Consider the following 26,178-nt stretch of genomic DNA (forward strand, 5'->3'; position numbering starts at 1 on the left):
TCCGTCATTCCGGCACCCGGCGCGTCCGCCCGTGTGCCGCCGTGTCGCGGCGGTCCGCGAACGGACGCTCTTATACGCGTCGGCGGCGAAGCCGAGGTAACATGATATTTGAGGGCCTCCCGACGACGCCCCGCGCGGAGGAACTCGTCGACAAGGCGTTCTCGCGGGCGGCGCGGGCCGGGCGCGCGAAGCGCGGCCACGAGGCGCAAGAGTCGATGCTCCGGACCGCCGGCAACGTGCTCTCGGACAACTTGGAGAACGTCGTCACCTCGTGGCCCGACTTCGGCTTCGACGTCGACCCGTTCTACTACGAGCTCGCGGACGCCATCGTCGACGTCGACCGGCTCCGGCAGGCGCTCTCGCAGGTGATGTGGGCCAGCCGCCAGATCGAGGACCTCCGCGACGAGTACACGACGAAGATCCGCAACTCGGACGTCGACACCGCCCGCAAGCACCGCAAACAGGCGTTCGCCCGCATGGCGGACGTGATGGACCAGATCGAAGACGACCTGCGCTACATCGGCGACTCGCGGGACCAGCTGAAGGTCCTCCCGGACGTGAAGACGGACGAGCCCGCAATCGTCGTCGCCGGCTACCCGAACGTCGGGAAGTCTTCGTTTGTCAACCGGGTCACCCGCGCGTCCAACCGGATCGCGGAGTACCCGTTCACCACGAAGGACGTCCAGATCGGTCACTTCGACCGGAACCACGTCCGCTACCAGATCGTCGACACCCCCGGCCTCCTCGACCGGCCGGAAGACGAGCGCAACGACATCGAGCGACAGGCGGTGAGCGCCCTCGAACACCTCGCGGACGCCGTCGTCTTCGTCATCGACCCCTCCGGCGACTGCGGCTACCCCCTCGACGTCCAGCTGGAGCTCCGCGAGGAGGTCCGCGAGCTGTTCGGCGCGGACGTGCCGCTGCTCACCGTGGCGAACAAACACGACCGCTTCGAGGCGGTCAAAGCGGAGTCCGTCGATGCGACGATGAGCGTCACGGAAGACGAGAACGTCGAGGACGTCCTCGATATGGCGGTCGACGCCGTCGGCTACGAACCCGACCTCCCCACGCGCGACGGGGAGTAGTCAGGCTGCGCGGTCGGCGCACGTACGCTGAAAAACGGGTTCTCTCGCGGCGCTACGCCTACTGATTCTCTCGCGGCGCTACGCCTGAACCGCCTCGTACACGACGTTGACCGAGACACGCACGCTGACGTCGCCGGTCTCAACGGCGGTCGAGGCGCCCGCGTCGCCGCCGTCGCCGGCCGCGTCGTAGCTCTCGGTGACGTACGGCCGCGACCCCGACTGCGTCGTCGACACCTCGTAGACCCCGGAGACCTCCAGCCCGCTGGCGTTGGCGAGCGCCGCCGCGTCGTCGTCCGCGTTCGACATGGCCTGCGCGATCGCCTCCTCGCGGACCTCGCGTTCGGTCTCCTCGCTCAGGCCGAACTCGATCCGCTGGACCTGGTCTGCGCCTGCGTCGATCGCGACGTCGATCACCTCGCCGACGGCGTCGACGTCGTCGAGCTCGATCGCGTACTGGTGGACGCCCTCGTACCGAGTCCGGTTCGGGTCCTCGCGGGTCTCGTAGCTCTCGCGGACGTCGTACCGCTCAGTCCGGATCGCGTCGTCGCCGAGCCCCCAGTCGGTCAGCGCCGTCCGGAGCGCCTCCTCGTCGGCGGCCAGCTCGTCGCGCACGGCCGCCGCGTCGTCGCCGGTCGCGGTGACCGCCACGCGGAGAGTGGCGCGGTCCGGCGCCGAGGTCGCCTCGCCCGTCGCCGTCACGTCGATGCTCCGTTCCAGTTGCGCCTCGTCGCCGTCGGTCGGCGTCGCGGTGCCCGCGAAACCGGAGCAGCCGGCCAGCGCGACGAGCGCCGCGATACCGATGAGTGCCGTCAGTCGCCTGTTCATACGCGCACCGTCGCTCCGGACCCACGTATAAGTCGCCGATAGCACAAAGAGCCGTTTTCGCTATCGGCCGTCGTCGTCCGCTTCATCGTCGCCCGCCTCGTCGTCGCCCGCCTCGTCGTTGCCCGCCTCGTCGTCCGCTTCGTCGGCGGCCTCGTCGTCCGCTTCGTCGGCGGCCTCCTCGTCCGCGACGTCGTGATCCACGACGTACGTGTCGTCGAGGTGAGGCTGCTCGTCCTCGGGGCGGTCGTCGACGTCCCCGGCCGTCTCGTCGTCGTCGGCCTCCTCGCTGTCGTCGAGGGCGGCGTCGACGGCGGCGTCCGCGGCGTCGGTTCTGCCGTTCGAGGCCTTGCCGTCGTCGCTCCCGGCGTCCTCGAGGGGGGCGCCGTCGAGGGGAGCGTCGTCGCTACCGGGATCGCGGTTCTCGACCGCCCGCACGTCGGTGCCTTCCGACCGTTCCGGGTCGCGCTCGACGCCGCCCGACATGTCGGTGGCGCGGCGACCGGATCCGAACAGCCGCTCGCGAAGCGATCGGGTGCTGGGGCGCTCCGTGAGCAGGACCGAGGCGTCAACGTCGTGAATGACATCGAGATGCAGGGAGTTCGAGACGAGCCGCGAGAGCAGCCCCTTCTCCGTGGCGCCGATGATGACGAGGGTCTTGTCGCCGGCGGCCCGGCAGATCCCATCCTCCACGTCGCCGCCGTCGTCGACGACGAGCTCCGCGCCCTCGAGACCGTGTTCCGCCGCCCAGTTGGCGAGGAACGCCTCGCCTCGGCCCTTGTCCTCCGGCCCGTCGACCACGTGGAGCAGCGTCACCTCCGCGTCGGCGGTGTCGGCGAGCACCTTCGCGACCTCCGCGCTCAGGTCCGAGTCGGGACCGCCGGAGGTCGGGATGAGGATCCGCGAGGTGTCGAGCTCGTGCTCGTTCAGGATGAGGAAGTCGCAGGGGAGCTGGTTGGTGAGCTCGTCGATGGGGCGCTCGGCGCGGGCGGCGCTCCACAGCTGGTCGTCGCCCCAGCCCATCAGCACGGCGTCCGGGCGGGTCCGGCGGGCCATGTTGAACACCTCCTCGAACGAGCGGTGCGAGACGACCGTGGAGGTCGACACCTCGACGTCGTAGTCGGTCGCGGTCGACCGGAGGTTCGCCATCCCCTCCGCGGAGACGTCGGCGATCCGCTGTCCCGCGTCCCCGGAGGACAGCGACATGCGCTCGGGCGCCTGAACGACGTGGACGATGTGGACGACCCCCTCGTCGTGGCTGCTCGCGAGCCGCGCCGCGAGCTCGACTATCGGCTCGTCCGTCCGGGGGTTCGTGATCGGCACCATGACCCGGTATCCCTCGCCCGCGAACAGCGTCGCCTCGGTGGCGTCCAGAATCGGGACGTACGAGCGACCGGCCGCGCGGCCGAAGGCCCACTCGGGGACCGTGAGGCGGCGGCTCACGCCCTCGAAGCGCGCCTCTTCGAGGCGCTCCTCGCTGGTCTGGAAGTAGTTGACGAGCGTGACCAACACGACTCCGCCGATGGTGTTCCCGAGCAACACCGGGATCACGAAGCCGACGATCCCGGAGTAGAGGCTGATCTCCGCGCCGTACAGCGGAATGCTGTGCTGGAAGAAGAGGTACAACACCTCGGTGAAGGAGACGACGACGTGGAACAGGTTTCCGAGCGGGATCGCGAGGAAGGCGAGGTAGACGACGAGCATCCGCGTCACGGAGTCGGTGGAGGCGAACCCGACCCAGACGACGCCGGCGACGATGAGGCCCGCCATCGCGGCCTTGAAGAACAGCGGGACGAAGTCGACCGCGAACCCCCCCTCGGAGATGTACCGCGCCGCGTCGACGGTGTCGCCCGTGAAGACGCCGCCGTACGACAGCACGAGCGCGCCGATCCCGCCGCCGACGAAGTTGCCCGCGAGCACGATCGTCCAGTGGCGGAGGAGCGTCGGGAGGCTCGCCAGCCGTTCGAGCGTGAGCGCCACCGGCGGCAGCGTGTTCTCGGTGTACAGCTGGTAGCCGCCGATGATGATGTAGATGAACCCGAGCGGGTACAGCAGCACGCTCAGTATGGGATGCGAGTCGGTCGCCGCGGTCAGCGACGCGTACAGCATGAACGTGATCGTGATCGCCAGCCCGGCGGCGAGCCCGCTGAAGAAGAGCTCGCGGCTCCCCGAGGTCACCTCCTCGTCCGCGGCCGCGATAATCCGCTGGAATACCTCGTCGGAGGAGAAGCGGTCCCGGACGGCCTCGCCGACCGCCGGGGCGCCGCTCCGGGACCGCTCGACGACCTCCCGCATGGAATCGTCGTCGGGTTGCTCTGAGTCCGTCACTGTGCTATGGCACTGGGGCCGCGTTAAAAAGTACTTCCACTTTCGTCATGCGCCGTAAAAACCGACGATACCAAAGTTCTGGCGCGGCAGGAACGGTTCATTTTCACGTTTATCGGAGAAACAATAGAGATCAGTCGGTCGTTGTTCACGCCGAGGGCAGAGACGCGTTCTGTCGCTGTCCGGCGCGTTCGATCGTCGGTTAGGAGCGACTGACCGCCACGAGCCGGACCTCCACCTGTACGTCCTCGTCGATCGTCGTCTCGATCCGACGGTCGAGGGCCCGGGCGATTTCCTCCGCACCGATGCCCGGGGGCGCCCCGACGGTAACCACCACGCGTTCGGTGTTGCGAGGCGGTAGCGTCCCCTCGCGCTCGACCTCGAGTTCGATCAGCTCCGTCCCGAAACCCATCGCGTCTAGCTCGTCGTTAACGGCGGTCCGGATATCGGCCTCGGTCGTCGAGGCGACGTACGAGTCGTACGTGACCCCGCCGAGGAACACCGACAGCACGGCGATTGCGACGAAGAGGGTCGCGGCGCGCTTCACGAATGCCGAACGCGCGTCGTCCTCGCGAAACCACCGCTGGGGTCGGTACCCCTCGTACCACAGCATCACCAGCGCGGAGAGGTTGATCGAGAGAGTGTTCACCGCGACGATCACGCTCGCACCGACCACGAGCTGCGGGATCACGAAAGCGATCCCGATGCCGACGGCGGCCGCCGGCGGAATGAGCGCCACCGCGATCATCACGCCGACTATCGCCTCGGAGACGCCTGTCATCAGCGAGACGATCCCGGCGACGCCGGCGCCGATCGCCACGACGAGGACGAGGACGTTCGGGGCGAGCCGCTCGGAGACCTCGGCGAGCGCGAGCGGGTCGATCCCGGGGGGAACCAGCGCGAGGGTCCGTATCGCGAACGCGAACACCGTTGCGGCGGCGATCGCGACGACGACCCCGATCACCTGCATCCGCACGCCGCGCCGGAACATCTCCTCGTCGTCGACGACGGTTCCGATCGCGGCCGACATCGCGGGGCCGATCAGCGGCGCGATCACCATCGACCCGACCACGGTCGCCGGCGAGTCGAGCAGGAGCCCGGCGGTCGCGATCACGGCCGAAATGACGGTCATCAGCACGTACGTCCGGAGCCCCGACGCGAGGTCGTCGGCCTTCGCCTGCAGCTCCTCCCGGGAGATGTAGTTGCCCGCGTGATCGGCCTCCTCCTCGTACTCGTCTTCGAGCGCCTCGAACCGTCGGGAGATGACCGTCTCGGCCGCGACGATAACGGTGTAGGTACTCTCGTCGATCCCCGCCTCTCGGAGCCGTTCGAGGACGGGCTCGACGGCGGCGGTCGGCAGCGGGAACGTCGCGACCGCGGTGTACTCCCGGCCGCTCGTCTCGTCGGTGACGACGTAGTCGACGCCCTCGTCGTCGAGCGCGCGGACGACCGCCGCCCGCTTGCCCGCCGGAATCATGACCTGAACGAGTCGCACGGTCCACGGTCGCACCGACGACTCTTATAAGATCGGCACGCGGCGGACCGCCCGGGCCGCGAGAAACGGAACTTTAATGCGCGAATCGCTCGCACCTCCAGCCAAGAATGATCTCGCCGCTGGTCATCGACACGTTCCTGCTCGACTACCACCTCGGGCACGTCATACTGTTCGGGCTCGTCGTCTCGCTTCTGGGCGCCGCACCGCTGAAGTCCCAGAAGATCATCGCGTCGATCTTGGCCGGGTTTGGGGTCATCTTCCTGATGGCGCCGTACACGGCGATGCCGCCGACGTTCATCCTCCTCGGCATCCCGCTGGTCCTCGTCGGCGCGCTGCTGTGGACGATGGCCGGCCGCTGAGGTCGACACCAGGAAACCGCCCGCCTCTCCCTTTCTCTCTCCGCTCCGCCCCGTCGGACGACCGCGACCGCGTCCGCCGTCGCGCTGTTCGATCCCGCTCCTTTTTGCCCCCCGAGGGACACTCCCCGCCATGGTAACGGTACGGGCCCCCGCGACGAGCGCGAACCTCGGGAGCGGCTTCGACGTGTTCGGGGCGGCCCTCTCGCGGCCGGCGGACGTCGTCACGGTCGAGAAGGCGGCCGAGACGACGATCGAGGTCACGGGCGTCGGCGCGCAGTACATCCCGGAGGACCCCGAGAAGAACACGGTCGGCGCCGTGGTCGAGGCGCTCGACGCGCCCGCGCGCATACACATCGATAAGGGCGTGCGCCCGGCGTCGGGGCTCGGTTCCTCGGCCGCGAGCGCCGCCGGCGCCGCCGTCGCGCTCAACCGGCTGTACGACCGCGGGCTCTCCCGCGAGGAACTGGTCCCGATCGCCGCGGAGGGCGAGGCCGTCGTCTCCGGCGTCGCGCACGCCGACAACGTCGCCCCCTCGATCCTCGGCGGGTTCACCGTGACGACCGCCGAGGGGACCCGGTCGGTCGACGCCGCGATCCCCCTCGTCGTCTGCCTCCCCGACGTGGCGGTCTCGACCCGCGACGCGCGCCGGGTCGTCCCCGAGACCGCCTCGATGGAGGAGCTGGTCGAGACCGTGGGGAACGCGGCGACGCTCGCGATCGGGATGTGCCGCTCGGACCCGGACCTCGTCGGCCTCGGCATGAGCGACCCCGTGGTCACGCCCGAGCGCGCCCGCCTGATCACCGGCTACGACGACGTCCGCGAGCGCGCCTTCGACGCGGGCGCGACCGGCGTCACCGTCAGCGGCGCCGGACCGGCGGTGATCGCGGCCTGCCGCGAGCGCGACCGCCGCGAGGTCGCCGCCGGGATGCTCGACGCCTTCGCCGGCGCCGGGATCGAGGCGCGCGCGTACCAGACGCAGATCGGCCGCGGGTCGACCGTTCTAGAGGAGTAGGCGTCCGACGAGCGCGCGGCGACGGCGAAACAGCGAGCGCGCGGTGACGGCGAAACGGCGAGCGCGCGGTGACGGCGAAACGGCGAGCGCGTGGCGACAGGGAATCGGCGACCGCGCGGCGCTCACTCGTTCTGGACGAACTCACCCGAACAGTCGTACTCGACGAGTTCGAACTCGTTCGCGGCCCGGACGCTCCCGTTGTAGGGGTCGGTCCGCTCGTACAGCTGGTAGACGGTGACGGTCTCGACGTCGGTCGCGTGCGTTCGGTTCCACTCCGCACAGAGGTAGTTCGCGAGGTACGAGCGGTGGTTCTCGTTGTCCCCGGAGTAGACGTTCGAGAGGTACTTCCGCCAGCGTGCGGTGGGGTACGTCGCGTCGACGTCCGGCGGCCGATCCATGGAGACGTCGCCGTCATGGAGCACGTCCCGCTCGCTCCCGTTTTCGAGGACCCCGGGAGCGACGAACCACCGCGTCGTGCGGACGGGTTCGGGCGCGAACATCTGCCAGTGCTGGTCCATCTCGACGGTCTCTAAGACCTCCTCGCCCGGGTCCGGAACCTCGCCGTAGCCGACCGACTGCGCGCTCGAGAGGACGATCAACACGACGAAGAAGACGGGGATGACCGTCGAGAAAAGCAGGCGGCCACGTTCGACTCCCGCGGTGACGCCGTCCGTGAGGCCGGCGAGGCGGTCAGTCGGTGTCGGTCGCGGAGCCGACGCGTCGAGCGAAGCGATCGCTCTCCCCGCGGATTCGAACCCCGCACGCCATCGATCGAGGGCTTCAGTCGGCCCGAACCGGTCGACAGCGCGTGCCGCGGCGTCCCAGACCGGCGTCTGGTAGAACGGGATGAAGCCGACGACGGCGATGACGGGGAACAGGTCGATCCGCATCGTAACCGCCATCCCGAGGTGCATGCCGACGAACAGCGAGGCCACCACTGCCCGGGAGTACCCAGTCGAGAGGATCAAAAGCGGCGAGGCGAAAAGCAGCGCGACCCACACGTACGTGGCCGCGCGCAGCAGGGTCGGGAACGCGGCGATGTGGTCGCCGAGGAGGTAGGTGAAGTGGTCCGCCTGCATGACGTACGCGACCGCCTCGCCACCCATCCAGAGGTCCCCCTCCAGCTTGTGGACGCCGTTCGTCACGTACATCACCAGCATCTGGAGGAGCACGCCCAGGGAGGCGACCGTCGCGATAGCGGCGGCGTGCGGGCCCCCCGGCGAGGGAGCGGTTTCCGACGCCGCGTCGTCCTCAACGCCGTCGGCGGCGTCGGCTATCGCGTCGTCCTCAGGGTTTGCGGCCGCCGCTCGCCGGATCGCGTCGACCGACCAGCGCGCGCCGAGCGGGAGGAAGACGCCCCAGAAGAGCAGCATCGCCAGGAGAGCGTCGCCCGCGTTCAACACCATCGGGTTCCGGGCCTGGAGGAAGAGCAACAGCAGCCACGAGACGGCCGTCGCGAGCCGCGTCCGGTACCCGACGGCCAGCGCGAGGGCGACGGCGCCCGCGACCGCGAACAGCGACGCGACGGCCCACGGCTCGCCGGAGAGCGCGTGGAGTGAGTACGTCCCCGAGTAGTCGGCGAACAGCGCGCGTCGCGGGAGCACGCCGGCATCCGTGTAGAACGCCGTCAGCGAGCGCGAGCGACGGAGCAGGTCGGCGATCAGCAGCGTCCCGAGCCCGATCCGGAAGGCGGCGAGCGCGCGCGGGTCGACCGCGCTCCGCGCGGCGACCGCCGCTGAGAGCCGTCGAACGACGGCCGAGAACCGCGACCGGACGGTCGCGACAGAGAGACTCCGAGGCATGGTGGTGTGATCCAACTTGTGGGAGACACAGAGGGACCGATATAAGTTTTCCGTGCGACGGCACCGGCGTCTCCGTCTCGCGGTCGCCGGGAAGAGGCTCGGTCCGGTCCCACCGGAATCCTGAACTGCGGCGGCCGTGTACACACGAGAGGAGATGGACGAGGATATCCCCGAGGACGCTGCGATCGTACTCTTCGACGGCGTCTGTAACCTCTGTAGCGGGTTCGTACAGTTCATTCTCCCCCGCGACCCGGAGGGGAAGTACCGGTTCGCCTCGCTCCAGTCCGACGTGGGACGGGCCCTCTTGGCCGAACACGGCCTCGCGACCGAGGAACTGGACTCGATCGTTCTGATCGAGGACGGCGAGAGCTACGTGAAGTCGGCGGCCGTCATCCGGATCGCGACGGGGCTCGGCGGCCGCTATCGGCTGCTCTCGCCGTTCCGCTACGTGCCCAAGGCGGTCCGCGACCGCGTGTACGACTTCGTCGCCGACAACCGGTACCGCTGGTTCGGAAAGAAGGACCGGTGCGTGAGGCCGTCCGAGGACGTCGAGTCGCGATTTCTGGGGTGAGCTGCGGGATGTCGAGGAGGGGCCCGCCTCCCGGCGCCGCTCAGTCCGCGTCGCGCCGCTCGTAGGTGACGAACGCGAGCTCGCCCTCGGTCTCGCGGTCGCGTTCGACCCACACCCCGGGATCCCGCTCGGGGAACCGGGTATCGCCCTCGGGACGGCCGGGGACTTCGGTGATCACCAGCCGGTCCGCGCGGTCGAGGTACGCGTCGTAGACGGCGGCGCCGCCGATGACGTAGACGGCGTCGACTCCGCGGTCGGCGGCGTCCGCCGCGGCGCGCTCGACCGCGGCGTCCGGGTCGCTCGCCACGACGGCGCCATCCGCGAGTTCGTCGTCGGCAATCTGACGGGTCGTCAACACCACGCTGGTCCGGTCGGGCAGCGGGCCGCCGAGTCGGTCGACGATGCTCTCGTACGTCTTCCGGCCGACGATCACCGGGTGACCGGTCGTGAGCCGCTTGAAGTGCGCCAGGTCCGCGGGGTAGTGCCACGGCATCCCGCCGTCGTCGCCGATCACGCGGTTCTCGGCGACGGCGGCGACGAGGACGAGGTCGGGAGGGGCGCGTTCCCCCCCGGGAGCGTCGGCGCCCGCCATCACTCCGCGACCGCGAACGAGATGCCGTCCGCGGAGTCGTAGTCGACGACCTCGACGTCGTCGTACGTCAGCTCGTCGAGCGGCTTGTCCGCGATCTCGATCCGCGGGCGGTCGCGCGGGGTCCGCGAGAGCTGTTCGAGGAGGCCGGGAACGTGGTCGTACCCCTCCTGGCCGTTCGGCTCGTCGGGGGCGGTGCGCTCGACCCAACTTTTCACGTCGAGGTAGTCGCTCTTGCGCTCGACGTTCGCGAGCCGCTCCTGGACGTAGCGGAGGTTGTTCGCGTACCACTTCCCGCGGTCGCCGCGGCCGCAGTAGACGTGCGCGTCGACGACGGTGTGGCCGAACTCCCCGACATCGAAGCCGGTCCGCTGGGCGAGCGCGTTCGCGAGCAGCGCGTACGCCGCGATGTTGAACGGGACGCCGAGCGCGATGTCGCCCGACCGCTGCGTCAGGTGGAGGTTGAGCCGACCGTCCTGAACGTTGACGACGAAGGTGTAGTGGCAGGGCGGCAGCGTCGAGACGGCGGCGTTCGCCGGGTGCCACGCGTTCACGACCATCCGGCGCGAGTGGGGGTTCTCCGCCAGCGTGTCGAGGACGTACCCGATCTGGTCGAACGTGCGCCGCGTCGTCCCGTCTTCGTCCTCCTCGACGGTGACCCAGCGGTTCGCGTCGTCGGGCCACGTCTCGCCGGGGAGTTCGGCGTGCGACTCCGGTACCGGGTAGCGGCGCCAGAACCGGCCGTACGCGGTGTCGAGCTTCCCCTCCTCGTCGGCCCACGCGTCCCAGATCTTCGTCTCCTCGCGGAGGTTCCGGATGTGCTCCTCGCCGGAGAGGTACCACAGCACCTCGTGGATGAGCGAGTTCCACCGGTAGCCGTCCATCTTCTTCGTCGTCAGGAGGGGGAACCCCTCGGCGAGGTCGACGGTGTACTGGCCGCTGAACGTCGCGATCGTGTCGACGCCGGTTCGGTTCGGTTTGTACGTGCCGGTCGAGAGCGCGTCGTCGACGAGGTCGAGGTACTGTTGCATGGTGGGTTCGGCGCGCCGGGACCGGCGGTCACCGGCACGGACTGTTATCGGATGAAACGAGTGGGGGCACCTAATAACGTTGATCGGCCGTCGCGATCACCGGTATCGGTCCGGGAGGTACGGGTCGGCCGCCGCCGGGAGAAGCGGGATCACGGCCGCCGCGATCTCCGCGAGGCGCCGGCGGAGGAGGGTGTACACGGCCGCGACGACCAGCGTCCCGATCACGATCTGTCGGAGGGGGCCGTCGACGAGGAGCAGGAGGGGGACGCCCAGTCCGACCGAGAGCGCCAGGTCCTCGACGGCGCCGTCGTACCGGACGCCCCGCCGCGGTGCGACCCAGTTCCCGCGGTAGTGGTCGTACACCGCGCGGTCGGAGTTCCCCTCCCACGGTCGCAGCTCCAGCCCGCCGCCGTACATGTCGGCGACGCTGTGGAGGGCCGCGCCGAGGAGGAACAGCGCGACGCCGACCGTGAGCGCCGAGGGCGCGACCACGGCCGCGAAGAGCGCCGGGAGGGACAGGACCGAGTAGTAGACGGGGTAGTGGAGCGTCCGCCGGTGGCCGGTGTACATGTCGAGGTCGGGGGCGAGCCCGCCGAGGAACCCGGCCGCGAACCCCACCGGCGCCAGTTCCGGCGCCGCGCGCACCAGCGGGGCCGCGAGCAGCATCCCCGCCAGCACGTGGGTCGGAAGCATCATCGTACCGGGACGCAAGCGACAGAAACATATGAGCGTGTCGGCACCGCGACCGCGGTCGACCCCCGCGCAGCGACCTCCTGTGGGGCCTCGACGGCCTCCTTCGCGGTTCGTTTATATACCGCCGGCCGAACCGGGGCGTATGCTCATGACGCCGGGACCGACCGCGGTCCCAGAGCCGGTGCGCGAGGCGATGTCCCGCGAGCTTATCAACCCCGACGTCGACCCGCGGTTCCGGGAGCTATACGGCCGACTCACGGAGCGGCTAGCGACGGCCTACGGGGTCGATCCGGACGACGACGGGGTCGCGGACGGCTCCGACGACGCCGCCCGCGACGTCGTCGCCCTCGGCGGCGAGGGCATCCTCGGGCTCGAGGCCGCGGTCGCCTCGCTCGTCGAGCCCGGCACCGAGGTGCTGTGTCTGTCGAACGGGCTCTACGGCGAGGGGTTCGCCGACTTCGTCGAGTCGTACGGGGGCGATCCGACCCTCGTCGCGGCCGAGCACGACGAGCCGCTCCCGCTCGACGCGCTCGACGACGCGCTGGCGGCCGACGACGCCGACTTCGACCTCGCGACGATGGTCCACTGCGAGACGCCCACGGGGACGCTCAACGACATCGGGAGCGCGCTCGACCGCTTGGAGGCGGCGGACTCGGAGATACTCACGGTCGTCGACGCCGTCTCCTCGCTCGGCGCCGTCCCGGTGCCGACCGACCGGATCGACGTCTGTCTCGGCGCCTCCCAGAAGTGCTTCAGCGCGCCGCCGGGCCTCGCGACCGCCGCGGTGAGCGATCGAGCCTGGGCCGCGATGGACGAACGGGATCCGCACTCGCTGTACGCGAACTTCCTGCCGTTCCGCGACGTGAGCGACGGGTTCCCGTACACCCACCTCACGACCGAGGTGGTCGCGCTCGACGCGGCGCTCGGCCTCCTGCTCGACGAGGGGCTCGACGCGGTCCGAAAGCGACACGAGGCGGCCGCGGCGCGGTGTCGCGAGCGCGGCGCGGAGCTGGGACTAGAGACGGTCCCGGGCCCCGAGCGGAGCTCGCCGACGGTGACCGCCTTCGAGGTGCCCGGGCGAGCGTCGGAGATTCAGGAGCGGCTGCGGGAGGACCACGACGTGATCCTCGCGACCGGGCTGGGCGAGGGCGCCGGGGACGTGCTTCGGGTGGGCCACATGGGCCACAACGCGCGCGTCGACCGCGTCGAGGAGACGATGGACGCGCTCGCGGCCGTGCTGTGAGCGCGGATTGAGAACGAGGCACAACCCGGCGGAATCTTCAACCGGCACGCGATGAGACGCTTCGCTATGGCTTCGCCGCGCGAAGTGATGCGGGAACGCGGGTGGACGGTCGAACACGTCCCTCACGAGGAGATAGCGAGGTACAACGCCTGCTACCGCGTCGAGTACGACGGGAAGCTGATCCACCCGCCCGCGGCCGACGACTTGGGGATCCCGAGGAACGAGATCTGGGTCTCGGAGAAGTGGTCGAAGTACGACCGGTTCATCCTGTACCACGAACTCAGGGAGATCGAACACCGAGCCGACGGCCACGACGTGACCACGGCGCACGAACTCGCCGAGCGCGACGAGCGCTCCCTCTGGCGGGACAACCCCCGCTGGCGGGTGATGAACGCCGAGTGGGACGAGGGGCGGGCGCACCTCCCGTTCCCGCACGAGTGGCGCCGCCGGACCGTTTGACCCCGCCTTCGGAACGCCCTTGGGTTCGCCCGAACAACGTCCGGCCGACATGAACCACCGCGAACTCGGCGAGGTCGGTGCGGTCAGCGAGGTCGGCTACGGCGCCTGGCAGATCGGCGGCGACTGGGGCGAGGTGACGGAGGACGAGGCGGTCGCGGCGGTCGAGGCCGCCCGCGACGCCGGCGTCGACTTCTTCGACACGGCGGACGTGTACGGCGACGGCCGCTCGGAGCGGATCGTCGGCGAGGTCCTCGCGGAGGACGTCGCCGCGGGCGACGTGACCGTCGCGACGAAGGCCGGCCGCCGGCTTGACCCGCACGAGGCGGACGGCTACACGGAGGCGAACCTCCGGCGGTTCGTCGACCGCTCGCGGGAGAACCTCGGGATGGACACACTAGACCTGGTCCAGCTCCACTGCCCGCCGACGGACGTCTACTACCGGCCGGAGACGTTCGACGCGCTGGCGACGCTCGAAGACGAGGGACGGATCGCGAGCTACGGCGTCAGCGTCGAGCGCGTCGAGGAGGGGCTGAAGGCGATGGCGTACCCCGGCGTCGAGACGGTCCAGATCATCTTCAACCCCTTCCGCCAGCGGCCCGCCGAGCTCTTCTTGGAGGAGGCCGCCGCGCGCGACGTGGGCGTGATCTGCCGGGTGCCGCTCGCCTCGGGCCTCCTCACGGGCGCGCTCTCGCGCGATACGGCGTTCCCCGAGGACGACCACCGCAACTACAACCGCGAGGGCGACGCGTTCGACGTCGGCGAGACGTTCGCGGGCGTCCCCTTCGAGGCCGGGCTCGACGCGGTCGACGCCCTCGACGAGCGCCTGCCGGACGACCGCCCGCTGCCCGAGTTCGCGCTGCGCTGGATCCTCGACCACGACGCCGTCTCGACGGTGATCCCGGGCTCGACGACGCCCGACCACGTCCGCGCGAACGCGGCCGCGAGCGAGGCGCCCCCGCTCTCAGACGCCGAGCGCGAGGCCGCGAGCGAGGTCTACGCCGAGCACGTGCGCGAACACGTCCACCAGCGCTGGTGAGGCGAGCGGGCGGCGCGCGACGATCTGGGGGCGAGGCGCGCGACCGGCTGGGAGCGAGGCGCGCGACGGGCCGGGAGCGAGGCGCCCGTCGACGCCTCAGTCGTCGAGCGCCGCCGCCAGCTTCTCGATCGGGTGCGGGGGCGTCTCGGCGCCCTCGCGGTCGCCGAGCTGCGACCGGCAGGAGGCGCCGGGCGCCGTCACCGCGTCGCCGTCGCTGTCGGCGACCTGCCCAAAGAGGATCCGCCCGATCGCCTGCGACAGGTCGTAGTGTTCGCTCTCGTAGCCGAACGAGCCGGCCATGCCGCAACAGGAGGAGTCGAGCGGGTCGACGCTGTAGCCGGCGCGCCGGAGCACGCCGACCGCGTGGTGGTCCTTGTTCGTCGCCTTCTGATTACAGTGGCCGTGGTAGGTGAGCGTCTCCGCCGGCGCGTCCAAGGACAGTCGCTCGTCGACCCGGCGGGCGTCGAGGTACTCGCAGACGCCCGCCGCGGCCGCCGACACCGCCTCGACGTCGTCGCCGTCGAGGAGGTCCAGGTACTCGTCCTGGAACATCACCGCGTCGGAGGGCTCGACGAAGAGGACGGACTGCCCCTCGCGAACGCGGGGCGCGAGCGCCGCGACGTTGTCAGCCGCGCGCTCTCGGGCCGCGTTGAGGAACCCCGTCGAGAAGGCGGCGCGGCCGGAGGGCGCGAGGCCGTCGGGCACCTCCACGCGGACGTCGGCGGCCTCCAGCACGCGCACCGCCGCCTTCCCGGCCGCCGGGTAGCTGTAGTTGGTGTAGGTGTCGGGAAACAGCGCGACTGTGTCGACCGCGTCGCGCTCGTCGACCGCGGGGCCGCCGCGGGCCGCGAACCACGCCTCGAAGCTCGTCGACCGGAACGTCGGTAGCTCGCGCTCGGGAGCGATCCCGGCGAGCGCGTCCATCGCCTTGCGGGCCCCGGGGAGCTTCGCCGCCGCGTTCGACAGCGGCGCGAGCCTGCTCCCGAGCGCCGAGAGCCGGTCGATGTCGCGGAAGAGCCGCTCGCGCAGTCCCGCTCCCTCCCGCTCGTGGTGGTCGTGTTTCACCTCCGCCTTCAGCTTCGCGAGGTCGACGCCGGTCGGACAGTCGCTCTTACACCCCTTACAGCCGACACAGAGGTCGAGCACCTCCGCCTGGAACCGGTCGGAGTGGATCTCCTCGTCGTCGAGCTCACCGCTTATCGCCGCTCGGAGCATGTTCGCCCGCCCGCGGGTCGTCTGGATCTCCTCGCCGGAGGCGCGGTAGGTCGGACACATCGTCCCGGAGTCAGTCTCGCGGCAGGTGCCGCAGCCGTTACACAGCTCGACGAGCTCGGAGAACCCGCCCTCGTCGGCGAAGTCCAGCGTCGTCTGCGGCTCGATCGACTGATACGTCGGCCCGTACCTGAGGTTCTCGCGCATGTCGGTGTCGGCGGCGGCCTCCGGGTAGCCGCGCTCGGCGGCGGTGTCGCCGTCGACGTAGACGACCTTCCCGGGGTTCATCCGCCACTCGGGGTCGAACGCGGACTTCAGCTCCTGGAACGCCGTCCAGAGATCCTCGCCGTACATCTTCGGGTTGAACTCCGTGCGCGCGAGCCCGTCGCCGTGCTCGCCGGAGAAGGCGCCGTGGTGTTCCAAGACCAGGTCGGTGACGTCGTCGGCGATCGAGTGCATCGTCTCGACCCCCTCGGACTCCTTCAGCGAGAGGATCGGCCGAATGTGGAGGGTACCGACCCCAGCGTGCGCGAAGTACGCGGCCGAGGTGCCGTGGTCGTCGAGGACCTCCTCGAAGGCGGCGACGTAGTCGGCGAGCTCCGCTGGCGGTACCGACGCGTCCTCGATGAAGGGGTACGGCTTCGCGTCGCCGTCCATGCTCATCAGGAGCGGGATCGCCGCCTTCCGGAGGTTCCAGAGGTCCGTTTGGGTCTCGGCGTCGTACGCCTCGATGACGTCGAACGCGTCGCGGTCGCCGTCGCCGAGGAAGCGGTCGTTCGCGTCGGCGACCGCCGCCTCGAACTCGTCGACCAGCTCAGAGTCCCACTCCAGCATGAGCGCGGCCGCGGCCCGGTCCGGGATCGGCTCCGCGTACTCGGCGTACTCCGGCGACCCCGCCGCCAGCTCGACGACCGCGTCGTCCATCAGCTCGACCGCGCTCACGGGGAACTCCAGCGCCTCGGGGACCGCGCGCATGGCCGCGTCGAGCGAGTCGAAGGCGTACAGCGCCAGCGCGGTCTCCTCGGGTCGGGTGACGAGCGAGAGCGTGGCCTCCACGACGACGCCGAGCGTCCCCTCCGCGCCGACGAACAGCTTCGAGAGGTTGATCACCGCCTCGCCGTCGTCGTTTTCGGAGATCACCTTGTGGAGGTTGTACCCGGAGACCGACCGCTTGAGCGTCGGGTATCGGTCCTCGATCTCGTCGGCGTTCCCCTCGACGAGCGCGCGGACCGTCTCGTACAACGCGGCCTCGCGCTCGCCGCCCGCCTCGCCCGCGACGATCGCCTCGTACTCCGGCGAGTCGAGGACGACGTCGCGGGTGTGGATCAGCGAGCCGTCCGCCAGCACCACGCGCAGCTCCTCGGTGTAGGCGTCGGTGATCCCGTACCGCACCGAGTGCGCCCCGGTGGAGTTGTTGCCGATGCCGCCGCCCACCGTCGCGCGCGCCGAGGAGGCGGGGTCGGGCGCGAACTTCAGGCCGTCCTCGGCGAGCCGGTCGTCGAGGTCGTCCTGGACGACGCCGGGCTGGACCGTGGCGCGGCGCGCGTCGGGGTCGACCGACAGGATCGAGTCCATGTGTCGCGAGCAGTCGAGGACGACGCAGCCGGGACCGACGGTCTGCCCCGCGAGCGACGACCCCGCGCCGCGCGGCAACACGGGGACGCCGTGGTCGGCCGCGACCCGCATCGCCGCCCGCACGTCGTCGACTCCGCGGGGGTACACCACGCCTGCTGGTCGCGCCTGATAGACGCTCCCGTCCGTGGCGTACAGCACCTGCGCGTACTCGTCGAACTCGACGCCGCCCGCGACCGCGTCGCGCAGGTCGGCCGCGAGCGACCGGTACGCCTCGACGTCCGGCCGGTCGTGGCCCAGCGCGGCCGCCGAGACGGCGGACCGGTCCGGATCTGGCCCGGACGATTCCGCCGCCGTCGACCCGTCCGACACGGATCCGTCCGTCGCGGCCCCGACGCCCTCAGCGGCGACTCCGCCGTCCGACGCTACTCGTCGGGGTCGGTCTCCCTCGTCGCTTCCGTGCGATGCTCTCGGGTCCCCCTGGCCGGCCGGGCCTCCTCCGTCCATAGGAAAGGTGGGTAGGATAAGCGGCATAAATCCTTTGTGAACGATAATTATATTCATTTAGGGCGGCCGCGAAGCGCGCCGCTTTTTCGGCGGGACCGCGACCGATCGACGGAGACGACCGTGGGACACGAACGCGACGAGGACGCGGGGAAGTTCGACGACGACAGCCGCGAGAGCGGCGGACCGTCCGAAGATGTCGTCGACTGCGACCGCGACGCGATCCCCGAGGACGAGCGCGAGGCGCTGGAGACGATCGCGCACGGCGCGGTGCTCACCTCGGGCGGGGTCGCGGCCCAGCGCGCGCTCATCGCGGCGACCGAGTTCGCGCTGACCCGCGGGCTCGGCCCGACCGCGTACGGGGTGTACGCGCTGGCGTGGCGGATCGCCCAGTTGTGCTCGCGGCTCGTGACGTTCGGCAGCGTCCCCGCCATCCAGCGGTACCTCCCGGAGTACGCGGCGGATCCGGACCGGCAGGGGGCGATCGCCGGCCTCGCGTACGCGACGACGATCGGATTCGGGGTCGCGATCGCGGTCGCCGTTTGGTTCGCGGCGCCGGCGATAAACGCGCGCACCGTCACCGAGCCGGCGTTCGCGGGAACGATGCGCGCGTTCGGGGGACTCGTCGGACTGCTGGGGGTCGTGATGGTCGCGTCCGCGCTCTTCCGCGCGGTCGGGTCGGCCCGGGGCGAGATCCTGTTCAACAAGCTGTTGCGCCCGGGCGTCAGGCTCGTCGCCGCCGTCGGCGCGCTCGGGCTCGGCTACTCCGTCGTCGGCGTCGCCGGGGCGATCGTCGCCGCGACCGCGGTCCTCGCCGCGGCCGCGGTCCCGCTCTCCGCGTCCGTCACGGGCGTTCGACCGACGCTCCGGGGCGCCCGCGCCGAGGCGCGCCGCTTCTACGACCACGCGGCCCCGGTCGCGATGAGCAGCCTCGGGAAGGTGTTCCAGAACCGCGTCGACGTGCTGCTCGTCGGCGCGCTGCTGACGGCGACCGCGGCCGGCGTGTACAACGTCGTCCTCGTCGTGATCGCGGTCTCGTGGATCCCGCTCCTCTCTTTCAACCAACTGCTCCCGCCGGTCGCCTCGGAGCTGTACGCGAACGACCGGACGGCGACGCTCAACGCGGTGTACGGCTCCGTCACGCGGCAGATCGTCACCGCGGTCGTCCCGATCCTCGCCGTGCTGGCGGTGTACGGCCGTGAGGTCCTCAGCCTGTTCGGCGCGGCGTACGTCGACGGCTACCTCCCGCTCGTCGTCTACCTCGGCGGCGTCTTCGTCGGGAGCGCGGTCGGCGCGACCGGCTGGCTCCTGATGATGACCGACCACCAGTACGCGCGGATGGCGCTCGATTGGCTGCTCGCGGTCCTCAACGTGGGGCTCACGTACGTGTTCGTCGTCCGGTACGGGCTCGTCGGCGCCGCGCTCGGCACGTCGCTCGCGATCGCGGTCCAGAACGGGGTCCAGGTCGTCCTCCTCCGTCACTTCGAGGGGCTGTGGCCGTACGACCGGAGCTTCCTCACGCCGCTCGCGGCCGGCGGCGTCGCCGTCGCCGCGATGTACGCGGTCCGTGCGCTCCTGACCGGCCTCCCGGCGGTCCTCGCGGGAAGCGCGGTCGGGCTCGCGGCGTACGCGGCCTCGCTGCGGCTCCTCGGCGTGGACCCCCGCGACCGCTTCGTCGCCGAGCAGCTGGCGAGCCGGTACCGGGCCGCGCTCGCAGAGCGGTTCGACCGCTGAATCTCCCGCCAGCGGATTGCGACGATTTATGGGCGGACCGCGACGTACTGACTGTATGCAAACGATCGACCGCGAGTCGGCGGGGTCGGCTCGCGTCGCGATCGTCGGCGGGATTCACGGCGACGAGCCCGCCGGCGTGCGGATCGTAGAGCGCCTCGCGGACGAACTCGACCCGCTCGACCCGTCTGGCGGAGGCGGGAGCGACGGCGACGCGGGGGAAGCGGGGCTCGTCCGGCTGATACTCGCCAACGAACCGGCGATCGAAGCCGAGACGCGCTACACGGACACGGACCTGAACCGGGCCTTTCCGGGGGACGCCGACAGCGACGAGTACGAGCGCGGGCTGGCGTCGCGGCTCACAGCCGAGTTAGAGGGGATGGACGCCGTGCTCGCGCTCCACACCTCGCACAGCGCGCCGCCGCCGTTCGCCATCTTCAGCGACCTCACGGAGTCGGTCCGCCGCACCGTCACCGGGCTGCCGGTCGCCCACGTCGTCGACGCGAGCGGGCTGCGGTCGACGACGCTCGACTCGACGGTCCAGCACACCGTCTCGATCGAGGTGGGCCGGCAGGGCAGCGAGGAGGCGGTCGAGTTCGGCCACGAGGCGTGTCTCGCGTTCCTCCGGGTCCACGGCGCGATCGCGGACAAGCCGCCGACGTTCTCGGAGACGACCGTGGTGGAGGGCCGCGAGGAGGTGCCGAAGGGCGGCGGGGTGCCGCACGTCCACTTCGCGAACTTCGAGGCGATCCCCGAGGGCGCGGTGTTCGCCGAGGACGACGTGTACACCCACCGCGTGGAGGAGCCGGGGTTGGTCCCGATCCTCGCGAGCGAGGACGGGTACGACGACATCTTCGGCATGTACGGCCGCGTCACCGGCGTCCTGAAAGCGCCGGGCGAGGGCGACCTGCGGGTGTATCCGAACGACGAGCGCGGCGAGAAGGGTGAGCGTCGCGACTCGAGCGCGGATGGTAGCGACGGAGAACCGAACGACGCGGACCGGTCGAAACGCTCGAGCTGACTACGTCTCGGCGGTGAGTCTCACTTCGCGGTCGGCGTGATGTCGCCGACGGCGTCCATCACCTGGACCGCCGCGCTGGCGGCGAGGCCGCGGGCGACCTCGTCGGTGTCGGACTCGGCGATGCCGGCGTCGAGGTCCTCGGGGTCGGGCGTGAAGCCGGCCGAGACGGGGTGGCCAGCCGGGGGGTTCACCGCGACGGTCGCCTGCGGGCCGTCGGCGCCGACGGACAGCTCGGAGCCGACGGCGTAGCTGTCGGGGAGATACGATTCCGTGCGCGATACGATTCCGGCGACCGCGCGCCGGAGCTGTCGTTCCTGGTCCGGAGAGAGGTCGACGGCCGCGGGCGAGCCCGCGTCCGTCACACCCGGTGCCCCGGCGTACGGGTTGTTGCCGTTCATTCGGAGACACGTCTCGTACGCGGAGCCGAGTCAAAAAGGCGTCGGCGCCGGCGACCGCGCTTCCGGCGCGGATCGGCTCTGGTTTGCTCGGCCGCTTAGAGAATCGGCTCGGACTCCCCGTACGCGGCGACCACGACCGCGGTCGCGTAGCGGTCCGGCTCGGCGGCGACCGTCTCGACGCGCGTCTCGCGGTCCGGGAGCTCCCAGTCGCGGAGGCCCGCGCCGGTGTCGAGGCCCGCGTGGATCCGCTCGCGGACATCCTCAGCGTCCTCGCCGGTCACCTCGTAAAAGAGGCCCGGCCCGGGACCGGTCGCCCAGCCCAGCCCCGCGACCGCGTCGGGGTGTCGGCGCGGCGCGCGCTTCGACTCGGCGTCCTCGGCGCCCGAGCGCCCGCCCTCGCGGAAGTCGACCTCGTCGCCCGGCCCGACCGTCCGGCGCGCCTCGACGACCGTGAGCCGGTTCCCGGCGGGACCCAGGTCGGGAGCCTCCGACACCGCTTCGACAGTGGCCTCGGCGGGGACGACCGAGGAGACCGCCACGAGGTTGTAGTTGTGGAGGTTCGCGTCCGCGAGCGCGGCGTCGTAGGAGGCCATCGCCGTGTCGGCGACCCCGACGCCGCCGGCGACGTGGATGGTGTTCATTGACGAAGAAGCGACGGCGAGCGCGGTAAGGAGTTACGAACCCGACTGCCGCCGCCGCCAATATAAACCGCATATAAAAAGGCAGTGGCGCGTGCCTGCGAGCGGCCGCCCCCGGCGGCCGCGAGGAGCACGCGCGAGGGAGTCAGTCGCCGGAGCGAAGCGACGGCGACTGACGAGGCTGGGGAGGCGTGAGGTGCGGTCGCGGTGCTGTGCGGGGCGGGACTCAAAGGGGCAGCCGCGAGGGTCGCGCAGACGACGTAAGCACCGCAGCGAGCAACGCGAGCGAGGAGCGCAGCGAGTGTGCGTGGCCCTCGCGGCTGGGGCTTTGGAGGTGGTCGCTATCGATCCACCGTTAATTATTTATAAACGAGCAACTGGGGCTTTGGCGGTGGTCACCGCCGATCCTCTGTCAGTTATTTATAACTTATCGGCTGAAATTCCAGCCGAGATAACCGATTGTACACTCCCTTCAAAAACCGAGACGTCGATCACGTAGTCGCCGCTGTAGTCGACTCAGTACTGGTAGTTGATGACCCGCTCGTCTTCCTTGTCCGCGTCCTGAAGCTTGTCGCGGGCCGCCTCGAAGTCTCCCTGCGAGACCTCGGTGCGCCCGTCGCGGATGGCGAACATCCCGGCCTCGGTCGCCAGCGAGGCGATGTCTGCGCCGCTGTACCCGTCGAGGTCGCGGGCGACGGCGCCGAGGTCGACGCCGTCGGCGACGCTCATGTCCGCGGTGTGGATCTCCAGGATGCGCTCGCGGCCCTCGGCGCCGGGCTCGGGCACCTCGATGAGGCGGTCGAAGCGGCCAGGACGAAGGATCGCCTCGTCGAGCATGTCGAAGCGGTTGGTCGCGGCCATGATTCGGACCTCGCCGCGGTCGTCGAAGCCGTCCATCTCGGAGAGCAGCTGCATCATCGTCCGCTGGACCTCGGCGTCGCCCGAGGTCTTCGAATCCGTCCGCTTGGCGGCGACGGCGTCGATCTCGTCGATGAAGATGACGGCGGGCTCGCGCTCGGCGGCGAGCTCGAAGAGGTCGCGGACGAGCCGCGCGCCCTCGCCGATGAACTTCCGGACGAGCTCCGAGCCGGCCATCTTGATGAACGTCGCGTCCGACTCGTTGGCGACGGCCTTCGCGAGCATCGTCTTCCCGGTGCCCGGCGGGCCGTGGAGGAGGACGCCGCTCGGCGGGTCGACGCCGACCTTCTCGAACTGCTCGGGGTTTTCGAGCGGGTCCTCGACGGCCTCGCGGACCTCGCGGATCTGGTCGTCGATGCCGCCGATGTCGGCGTACTCGACGTCGGGGGACTCGGTGACCTCCATCGCCTGCGCCCGGGAGTCGGTCTCGTCGTCGAGCACCTGCTGGACCGCGAAGGAGTCGTTGATCGCGACGCGGTCGCCGGGGCGGAGGTCCTCGTCGAGCCGCGAGGCGGCCTGCGTGAGCACCTCCTGGTTGTTGCCGTGCTGTTTGATCACGACGCCGTCGTCGGTGATCTCCTCGACGGAGGCGATGTACAGCGAGGAGGTCTTCAACACCTCGTTCTCGCGTTTCAGCTGCTCGACGTCGTCTTTCAGCTCGCCGCGGCGCCCCTCGGCGTCCGCGAGCCGCGTTTCCAGTTCATCGTTCACCTGAACGATCCGCCGGTAGTGCTGGCGGATCGCCTCCAGCCGCTCCGCGTCGCTCATCTCGGGATCGAGCTCCAACCGCGGGCGGTCGGGCAGTGAGGGGCTGTGAGACATTCGTTGTTCCCGGTTAGATGCGGGCGTAAATGTGCCTTTGGGTCACGGAGAGACGGTGGGATCGGCGGGACGGACGCGCGACCGCCGCGATCTCGCAGCTCGACCCGACGGCCGTACGCCGCACGGCGCACGCCGCATCCCGCACGCCGCACGCCGCACGGCGCCCTTCGGATATCGCCTCTGATAATCAGGTGTCAACGTTTTAACGCGGCGCGAACGAACCGGTCGGTATGGACGCACGAACGGCGGGCGGACGCGCCGGCCCGACGGCCGCAGACCGCGGAACGCGGGACCGGAGGGCTCGCCTATGACCGGGACCCCGGAGGCGACGGTCCTCGCGGTCGACGACGAGCCGGACCTCGCGGAGCTGTACCGGGTGTACCTCGATCCGGTCTACGACGTCCGGATCGCCACCGGCGGCGAGGAGGCGGTCGACGCGATGGACGACGCGGTCGACGTCGTCCTCTTGGACCGCCGGATGCCCGACATGTCGGGCCACGACGTGTTAGACGCGATCCGCGGCGAGGGGTACGACGCCCGCGTGGCGATGCTGACCGCGGTCGAGCCGGACGTCGACATCGTCGAGATGCCGTTCGACGACTACAAGACGAAGCCGGTCACGAAAGAGGACCTGCTCACGCTCGTCGAGGTGCTCCTCCACCGCGCCGCGTTCGACGAGCGCAGCCAGGAGTTCTTCGCGCTCGCTTCGAAGAAGGCGGCGCTGGAGGCCGCGGGCACGACGAACTCCGAGGAGTACGAGGAGCTCGTCGATCGGCTGGAGTCCGTCCGGCTCGAAGTCGACGACACGCTCGATCGCCTCTCGGCGCGGGACGCGTTCGTCGAGGTCCCCGGCGAGGTGCCGTAGGCGGCGTTCCCCTCGACTACTCGATCTCCAACTCCCCGTCTCCGCCCTCGCCGCCGCCGTCTTCGTCCCACTCTAACTCGAACTCGACGCTCAGTTCCCCGGGCCCCTCCGCGGGCCCCTCGCGCTCCGCTTTCACCTCGAAGGTCGGTCGCGCCGGCGGGTCGAGCGTCGTCGACTCGTCGCCGCGCTTGAGCGTGATCGCGTTTCCGTCGTCGAGCGAGTCCGCGACCGTTCGCAGGTACGCGGCGATCTCGGCGCGGCTCCGGCGACTCTCCGATTTGAAGAGGACTTCTTCTGGCATACGTTCGCATACGCGTCCTCGAGATATAAATGTCGCCGCGGCGTCCGGAAAAAGACCGAAATGTTCCCGCGGCGGCCGGAAAAAGCCCGAAATATCGCCGCGGCGTCCGGGCGGGGACAGCGGCGGGAGGTCCCGGACCGTTTTGTGGCACCCGCCCGAACCGACACACGATGTCCGTTCCCGACCCGCTCCGCACGGTCGTCGCCGTCGCCGTCTACTGGACGGCGATCGCGCTCGGCGGGAGCGTTCTCCTTCCCGATCCGACGAGCCCACTCGTCGCGCTCCCAGTCATCGGCGGCGGCGCGGTCGTCGCGCACGCGGCGCGTACCGATCGGCTGGTTCCGCTCGGCTACGCCGTGGGAACGATGTGGCTCGCCGTGCTCGCGCTGACGGTCGGCACCGGCGTCGTCGACGTCGTCGGAACCCCCGACGGAGAGATAGCGCCCCTCGCCGACTATCCGGTCCCCGCCGCGCTCGGCACGGTCGGCCTGTTCGGCGTCCTCCTCGTCGCGTACGCGGCGTTCGTCCGCCGGAGCGCAGAGCGCGACGCGAGCGAAAGCGAGTAGACAGAACGGCCGCCGACCCGAAACCTCCCTAGAACCCGTCCTCGAAGACGAACGTCCCGTTCCGCTGGACCACCTCGCCGTCGACCTCGATGACGGAGTCCTCGCTCATGTCGACGATCATGTCGACGTGCTCGGCGGACTCGTTGACCGCGTTCTCCTCGCCGACCGTTTCCGGGTACGCGGAGCCGACCGCCATGTGGACGGTGTCGCCCATCTTCTCGTCGAACAGCATGTTGTAGGTAAATCGGTCGATCTGGCGGTTCATCCCGATCCCCAGTTCGCCGAGGCGACGGGAGCCCTCGTCGGTGTCGAGGATGCCGGAGAGCAGGTCCTCGTTGCGCTCGGCGGAGTGCGAGACGACCTCGCCGTCCTCGAACCGGAGCCGAACGCCGTCGATCTCGCGGCCGTAGCGGTAGAGGGGGAGATCGAAGTGGACCTCGCCGTCGACGCCGTCGCGCGTCGGGGCGGTGAACACCTCGCCGCCGGGGAGGTTCGCCTCGCCGTAGTCGTTGAGCGTGGAGTTGCCGGAGACGTCGAGGGTGAGATCGGTCTCCTCGCCCGATTTGATCCGGACCTCGTCGGCGTCGTCCAGAATCTCGACCATGTTCGACTGGAACTCGCGCTGTTCGTCCCAGTCCAGCGAGACGGCGTCCCACACGAAGTTCTCGTACGCCTCGGTGCTCATCCCGGCCAACTGGGCGTGGCTCGCGGTCGGGTACTGCGTGAGACACCACGTCTTCGAGAGGCGCGTGCGCTTGACGTCCTCCATCGCGCGGTTGTACGCGGCGTTGGTCTCGGGGTCGACATCGGCGTCCTCGGTGGCGTTCGCGCCGCCGCGCGCGATGACGAAGACGTCCGCCTCCTCGTAGAGGGCGCGCCGGTGGCTCGGCTCGGAGAACTCCTCGGAGGAGCGCTTGAAGGCGCGCTGGGCGCGCTTCGAGTAGTTGAGGTAGACGGGGTTCGCCCCGCGGTCGCCACAGACCTCGTGGAGTGCGACGGCGAGGTCCTCGGCCTCCTTGGGCATCTGGATGACCACGTCGTCGCCCGACTCGATGCCGGTAGAGTGATCGGCGATTATCTCCGCGTGTTCGCGGATGCGTGCGTCCAT

The 26,178-nt window shown here is 70.2% G+C and carries 24 protein-coding genes; 11 read left to right on the forward strand and 13 right to left on the reverse strand.

The genetic code is table 11. The annotated features are described in order from the left end of the window. Positions 1-101: 101 nt before the first annotated feature. A complete protein-coding gene (locus tag F3H13_RS06760; RefSeq protein ID WP_149798275.1) occupies positions 102-1,085 on the forward strand; it encodes an NOG1 family protein in 984 nt (327 codons plus the stop codon). Positions 1,086-1,163: 78 nt separating this feature from the next. Here the strand turns inward: F3H13_RS06760 and F3H13_RS06765 are convergent, their stop codons facing one another. The 3 genes from F3H13_RS06765 to F3H13_RS06775 form a co-directional block, all read right to left on the reverse strand. Continuing rightward, the gene (locus tag F3H13_RS06765; RefSeq protein WP_149798276.1) at positions 1,164-1,910 is read right to left on the reverse strand and encodes an SIMPL domain-containing protein; all 747 of its coding nucleotides are present in this window, start codon (positions 1,908-1,910) and stop codon (positions 1,164-1,166) included. Positions 1,911-1,970: 60 nt separating this feature from the next. Next, a complete protein-coding gene (locus F3H13_RS06770) occupies positions 1,971-4,235 on the reverse strand; it encodes a formate/nitrite transporter family protein (RefSeq protein WP_149798277.1) in 2,265 nt (754 codons plus the stop codon). Between the two features lie 199 nt (positions 4,236-4,434). Further along, the gene (locus tag F3H13_RS06775) at positions 4,435-5,709 is read right to left on the reverse strand and encodes a TIGR00341 family protein (protein ID WP_149798365.1); all 1,275 of its coding nucleotides are present in this window, start codon (positions 5,707-5,709) and stop codon (positions 4,435-4,437) included. A 125-nt stretch (positions 5,710-5,834) separates the two neighbouring features. Here F3H13_RS06775 and F3H13_RS06780 point away from each other — a divergent pair, with 125 nt between their 5' ends. Then, positions 5,835-6,086, forward strand: a complete 252-nt coding sequence (locus tag F3H13_RS06780; RefSeq protein WP_149798278.1) for a hypothetical protein — start codon at positions 5,835-5,837, stop codon at positions 6,084-6,086. A 130-nt stretch (positions 6,087-6,216) separates the two neighbouring features. Next, positions 6,217-7,098, forward strand: a complete 882-nt coding sequence (locus F3H13_RS06785; protein WP_149798279.1) for a homoserine kinase — start codon at positions 6,217-6,219, stop codon at positions 7,096-7,098. Between the two features lie 122 nt (positions 7,099-7,220). On the opposite strand, the gene F3H13_RS06790 is transcribed toward F3H13_RS06785, so the two are convergent. Further along, a complete protein-coding gene (locus F3H13_RS06790; protein ID WP_149798366.1) occupies positions 7,221-8,900 on the reverse strand; it encodes an HTTM domain-containing protein in 1,680 nt (559 codons plus the stop codon). A gap of 154 nt (positions 8,901-9,054) precedes the next feature. Between F3H13_RS06790 and F3H13_RS06795 the strand changes: the two genes are divergently transcribed. After that, on the forward strand, positions 9,055-9,471 hold the full coding sequence (locus tag F3H13_RS06795) for a thiol-disulfide oxidoreductase DCC family protein (protein WP_149798280.1): 417 nt from the start codon (positions 9,055-9,057) through the stop codon (positions 9,469-9,471). A gap of 40 nt (positions 9,472-9,511) precedes the next feature. Here the strand turns inward: F3H13_RS06795 and F3H13_RS06800 are convergent, their stop codons facing one another. From F3H13_RS06800 to F3H13_RS06810, 3 genes are all read right to left on the reverse strand, one after another. Beyond that, entirely contained in the window at positions 9,512-10,063 is a 552-nt protein-coding gene (locus F3H13_RS06800; RefSeq protein ID WP_149798281.1) for a dihydrofolate reductase, read from the reverse strand. After that, positions 10,063-11,091: a thymidylate synthase gene (gene thyA / locus F3H13_RS06805; RefSeq protein WP_149798282.1), complete on the reverse strand. Its 1,029-nt coding sequence runs from the start codon at positions 11,089-11,091 to the stop codon at positions 10,063-10,065. Before thyA ends, F3H13_RS06800 begins: the two co-directional genes overlap by 1 nt. A gap of 96 nt (positions 11,092-11,187) precedes the next feature. Further along, positions 11,188-11,784 (reverse strand): metal-dependent hydrolase, encoded by a 597-nt coding sequence (locus F3H13_RS06810; protein WP_188128017.1) that lies wholly within the window; start codon positions 11,782-11,784, stop codon positions 11,188-11,190. 142 nt (positions 11,785-11,926) lie between these two features. Here F3H13_RS06810 and F3H13_RS06815 point away from each other — a divergent pair, with 142 nt between their 5' ends. From F3H13_RS06815 to F3H13_RS06825, 3 genes are all read left to right on the forward strand, one after another. Next, positions 11,927-13,027, forward strand: coding sequence for a pyridoxal-phosphate-dependent aminotransferase family protein (locus F3H13_RS06815; RefSeq protein WP_149798284.1), 1,101 nt, complete (start codon positions 11,927-11,929; stop codon positions 13,025-13,027). Positions 13,028-13,093: 66 nt separating this feature from the next. After that, entirely contained in the window at positions 13,094-13,486 is a 393-nt protein-coding gene (locus tag F3H13_RS06820; RefSeq protein WP_149798285.1) for a hypothetical protein, read from the forward strand. A 49-nt stretch (positions 13,487-13,535) separates the two neighbouring features. Beyond that, on the forward strand, positions 13,536-14,522 hold the full coding sequence (locus F3H13_RS06825; RefSeq protein ID WP_149798286.1) for an aldo/keto reductase: 987 nt from the start codon (positions 13,536-13,538) through the stop codon (positions 14,520-14,522). Positions 14,523-14,618: 96 nt separating this feature from the next. Here the strand turns inward: F3H13_RS06825 and F3H13_RS06830 are convergent, their stop codons facing one another. Continuing rightward, a complete protein-coding gene (locus F3H13_RS06830; protein WP_149798287.1) occupies positions 14,619-17,813 on the reverse strand; it encodes an FAD-binding and (Fe-S)-binding domain-containing protein in 3,195 nt (1,064 codons plus the stop codon). Between the two features lie 120 nt (positions 17,814-17,933). Here F3H13_RS06830 and F3H13_RS06835 point away from each other — a divergent pair, with 120 nt between their 5' ends. Further along, complete coding sequence (locus tag F3H13_RS06835; RefSeq protein WP_188128015.1) at positions 17,934-19,544, forward strand: lipopolysaccharide biosynthesis protein; 1,611 nt, start codon at positions 17,934-17,936, stop codon at positions 19,542-19,544. A 55-nt stretch (positions 19,545-19,599) separates the two neighbouring features. Then, positions 19,600-20,562 (forward strand): M14 family metallopeptidase, encoded by a 963-nt coding sequence (locus tag F3H13_RS06840; RefSeq protein WP_149798288.1) that lies wholly within the window; start codon positions 19,600-19,602, stop codon positions 20,560-20,562. A 20-nt stretch (positions 20,563-20,582) separates the two neighbouring features. On the opposite strand, the gene F3H13_RS06845 is transcribed toward F3H13_RS06840, so the two are convergent. The 3 genes from F3H13_RS06845 to pan2 all read right to left on the reverse strand — a co-directional run bounded on the left by F3H13_RS06845 (position 20,583) and on the right by pan2 (position 23,338). After that, positions 20,583-20,960 (reverse strand): DUF5811 family protein, encoded by a 378-nt coding sequence (locus F3H13_RS06845; protein ID WP_149798289.1) that lies wholly within the window; start codon positions 20,958-20,960, stop codon positions 20,583-20,585. Between the two features lie 95 nt (positions 20,961-21,055). Further along, complete coding sequence (locus F3H13_RS06850; protein ID WP_149798290.1) at positions 21,056-21,601, reverse strand: pyruvoyl-dependent arginine decarboxylase; 546 nt, start codon at positions 21,599-21,601, stop codon at positions 21,056-21,058. A gap of 513 nt (positions 21,602-22,114) precedes the next feature. Next, positions 22,115-23,338, reverse strand: coding sequence for a proteasome-activating nucleotidase Pan2 (gene pan2, locus F3H13_RS06860; RefSeq protein WP_149798292.1), 1,224 nt, complete (start codon positions 23,336-23,338; stop codon positions 22,115-22,117). A gap of 307 nt (positions 23,339-23,645) precedes the next feature. On the opposite strand from pan2, the gene F3H13_RS06865 reads away from it, so the two are divergent. Next, a complete protein-coding gene (locus tag F3H13_RS06865; RefSeq protein ID WP_149798293.1) occupies positions 23,646-24,203 on the forward strand; it encodes a response regulator in 558 nt (185 codons plus the stop codon). A 16-nt stretch (positions 24,204-24,219) separates the two neighbouring features. Here F3H13_RS06865 and F3H13_RS06870 read toward each other — a convergent pair whose 3' ends face one another. Continuing rightward, complete coding sequence (locus F3H13_RS06870; protein WP_149798294.1) at positions 24,220-24,504, reverse strand: amphi-Trp domain-containing protein; 285 nt, start codon at positions 24,502-24,504, stop codon at positions 24,220-24,222. Positions 24,505-24,674: 170 nt separating this feature from the next. Between F3H13_RS06870 and F3H13_RS06875 the strand changes: the two genes are divergently transcribed. Further along, positions 24,675-25,070 (forward strand): hypothetical protein, encoded by a 396-nt coding sequence (locus F3H13_RS06875; RefSeq protein ID WP_149798295.1) that lies wholly within the window; start codon positions 24,675-24,677, stop codon positions 25,068-25,070. Between the two features lie 28 nt (positions 25,071-25,098). On the opposite strand, the gene F3H13_RS06880 is transcribed toward F3H13_RS06875, so the two are convergent. Continuing rightward, the gene (locus F3H13_RS06880) at positions 25,099-26,178 is read right to left on the reverse strand and encodes an aminopeptidase (RefSeq protein ID WP_149798296.1); all 1,080 of its coding nucleotides are present in this window, start codon (positions 26,176-26,178) and stop codon (positions 25,099-25,101) included.

Origin of the sequence: Halorubrum xinjiangense, from assembly GCF_900102375.1 — an archaeon.
Classification (GTDB): domain Archaea; phylum Halobacteriota; class Halobacteria; order Halobacteriales; family Haloferacaceae; genus Halorubrum; species Halorubrum xinjiangense.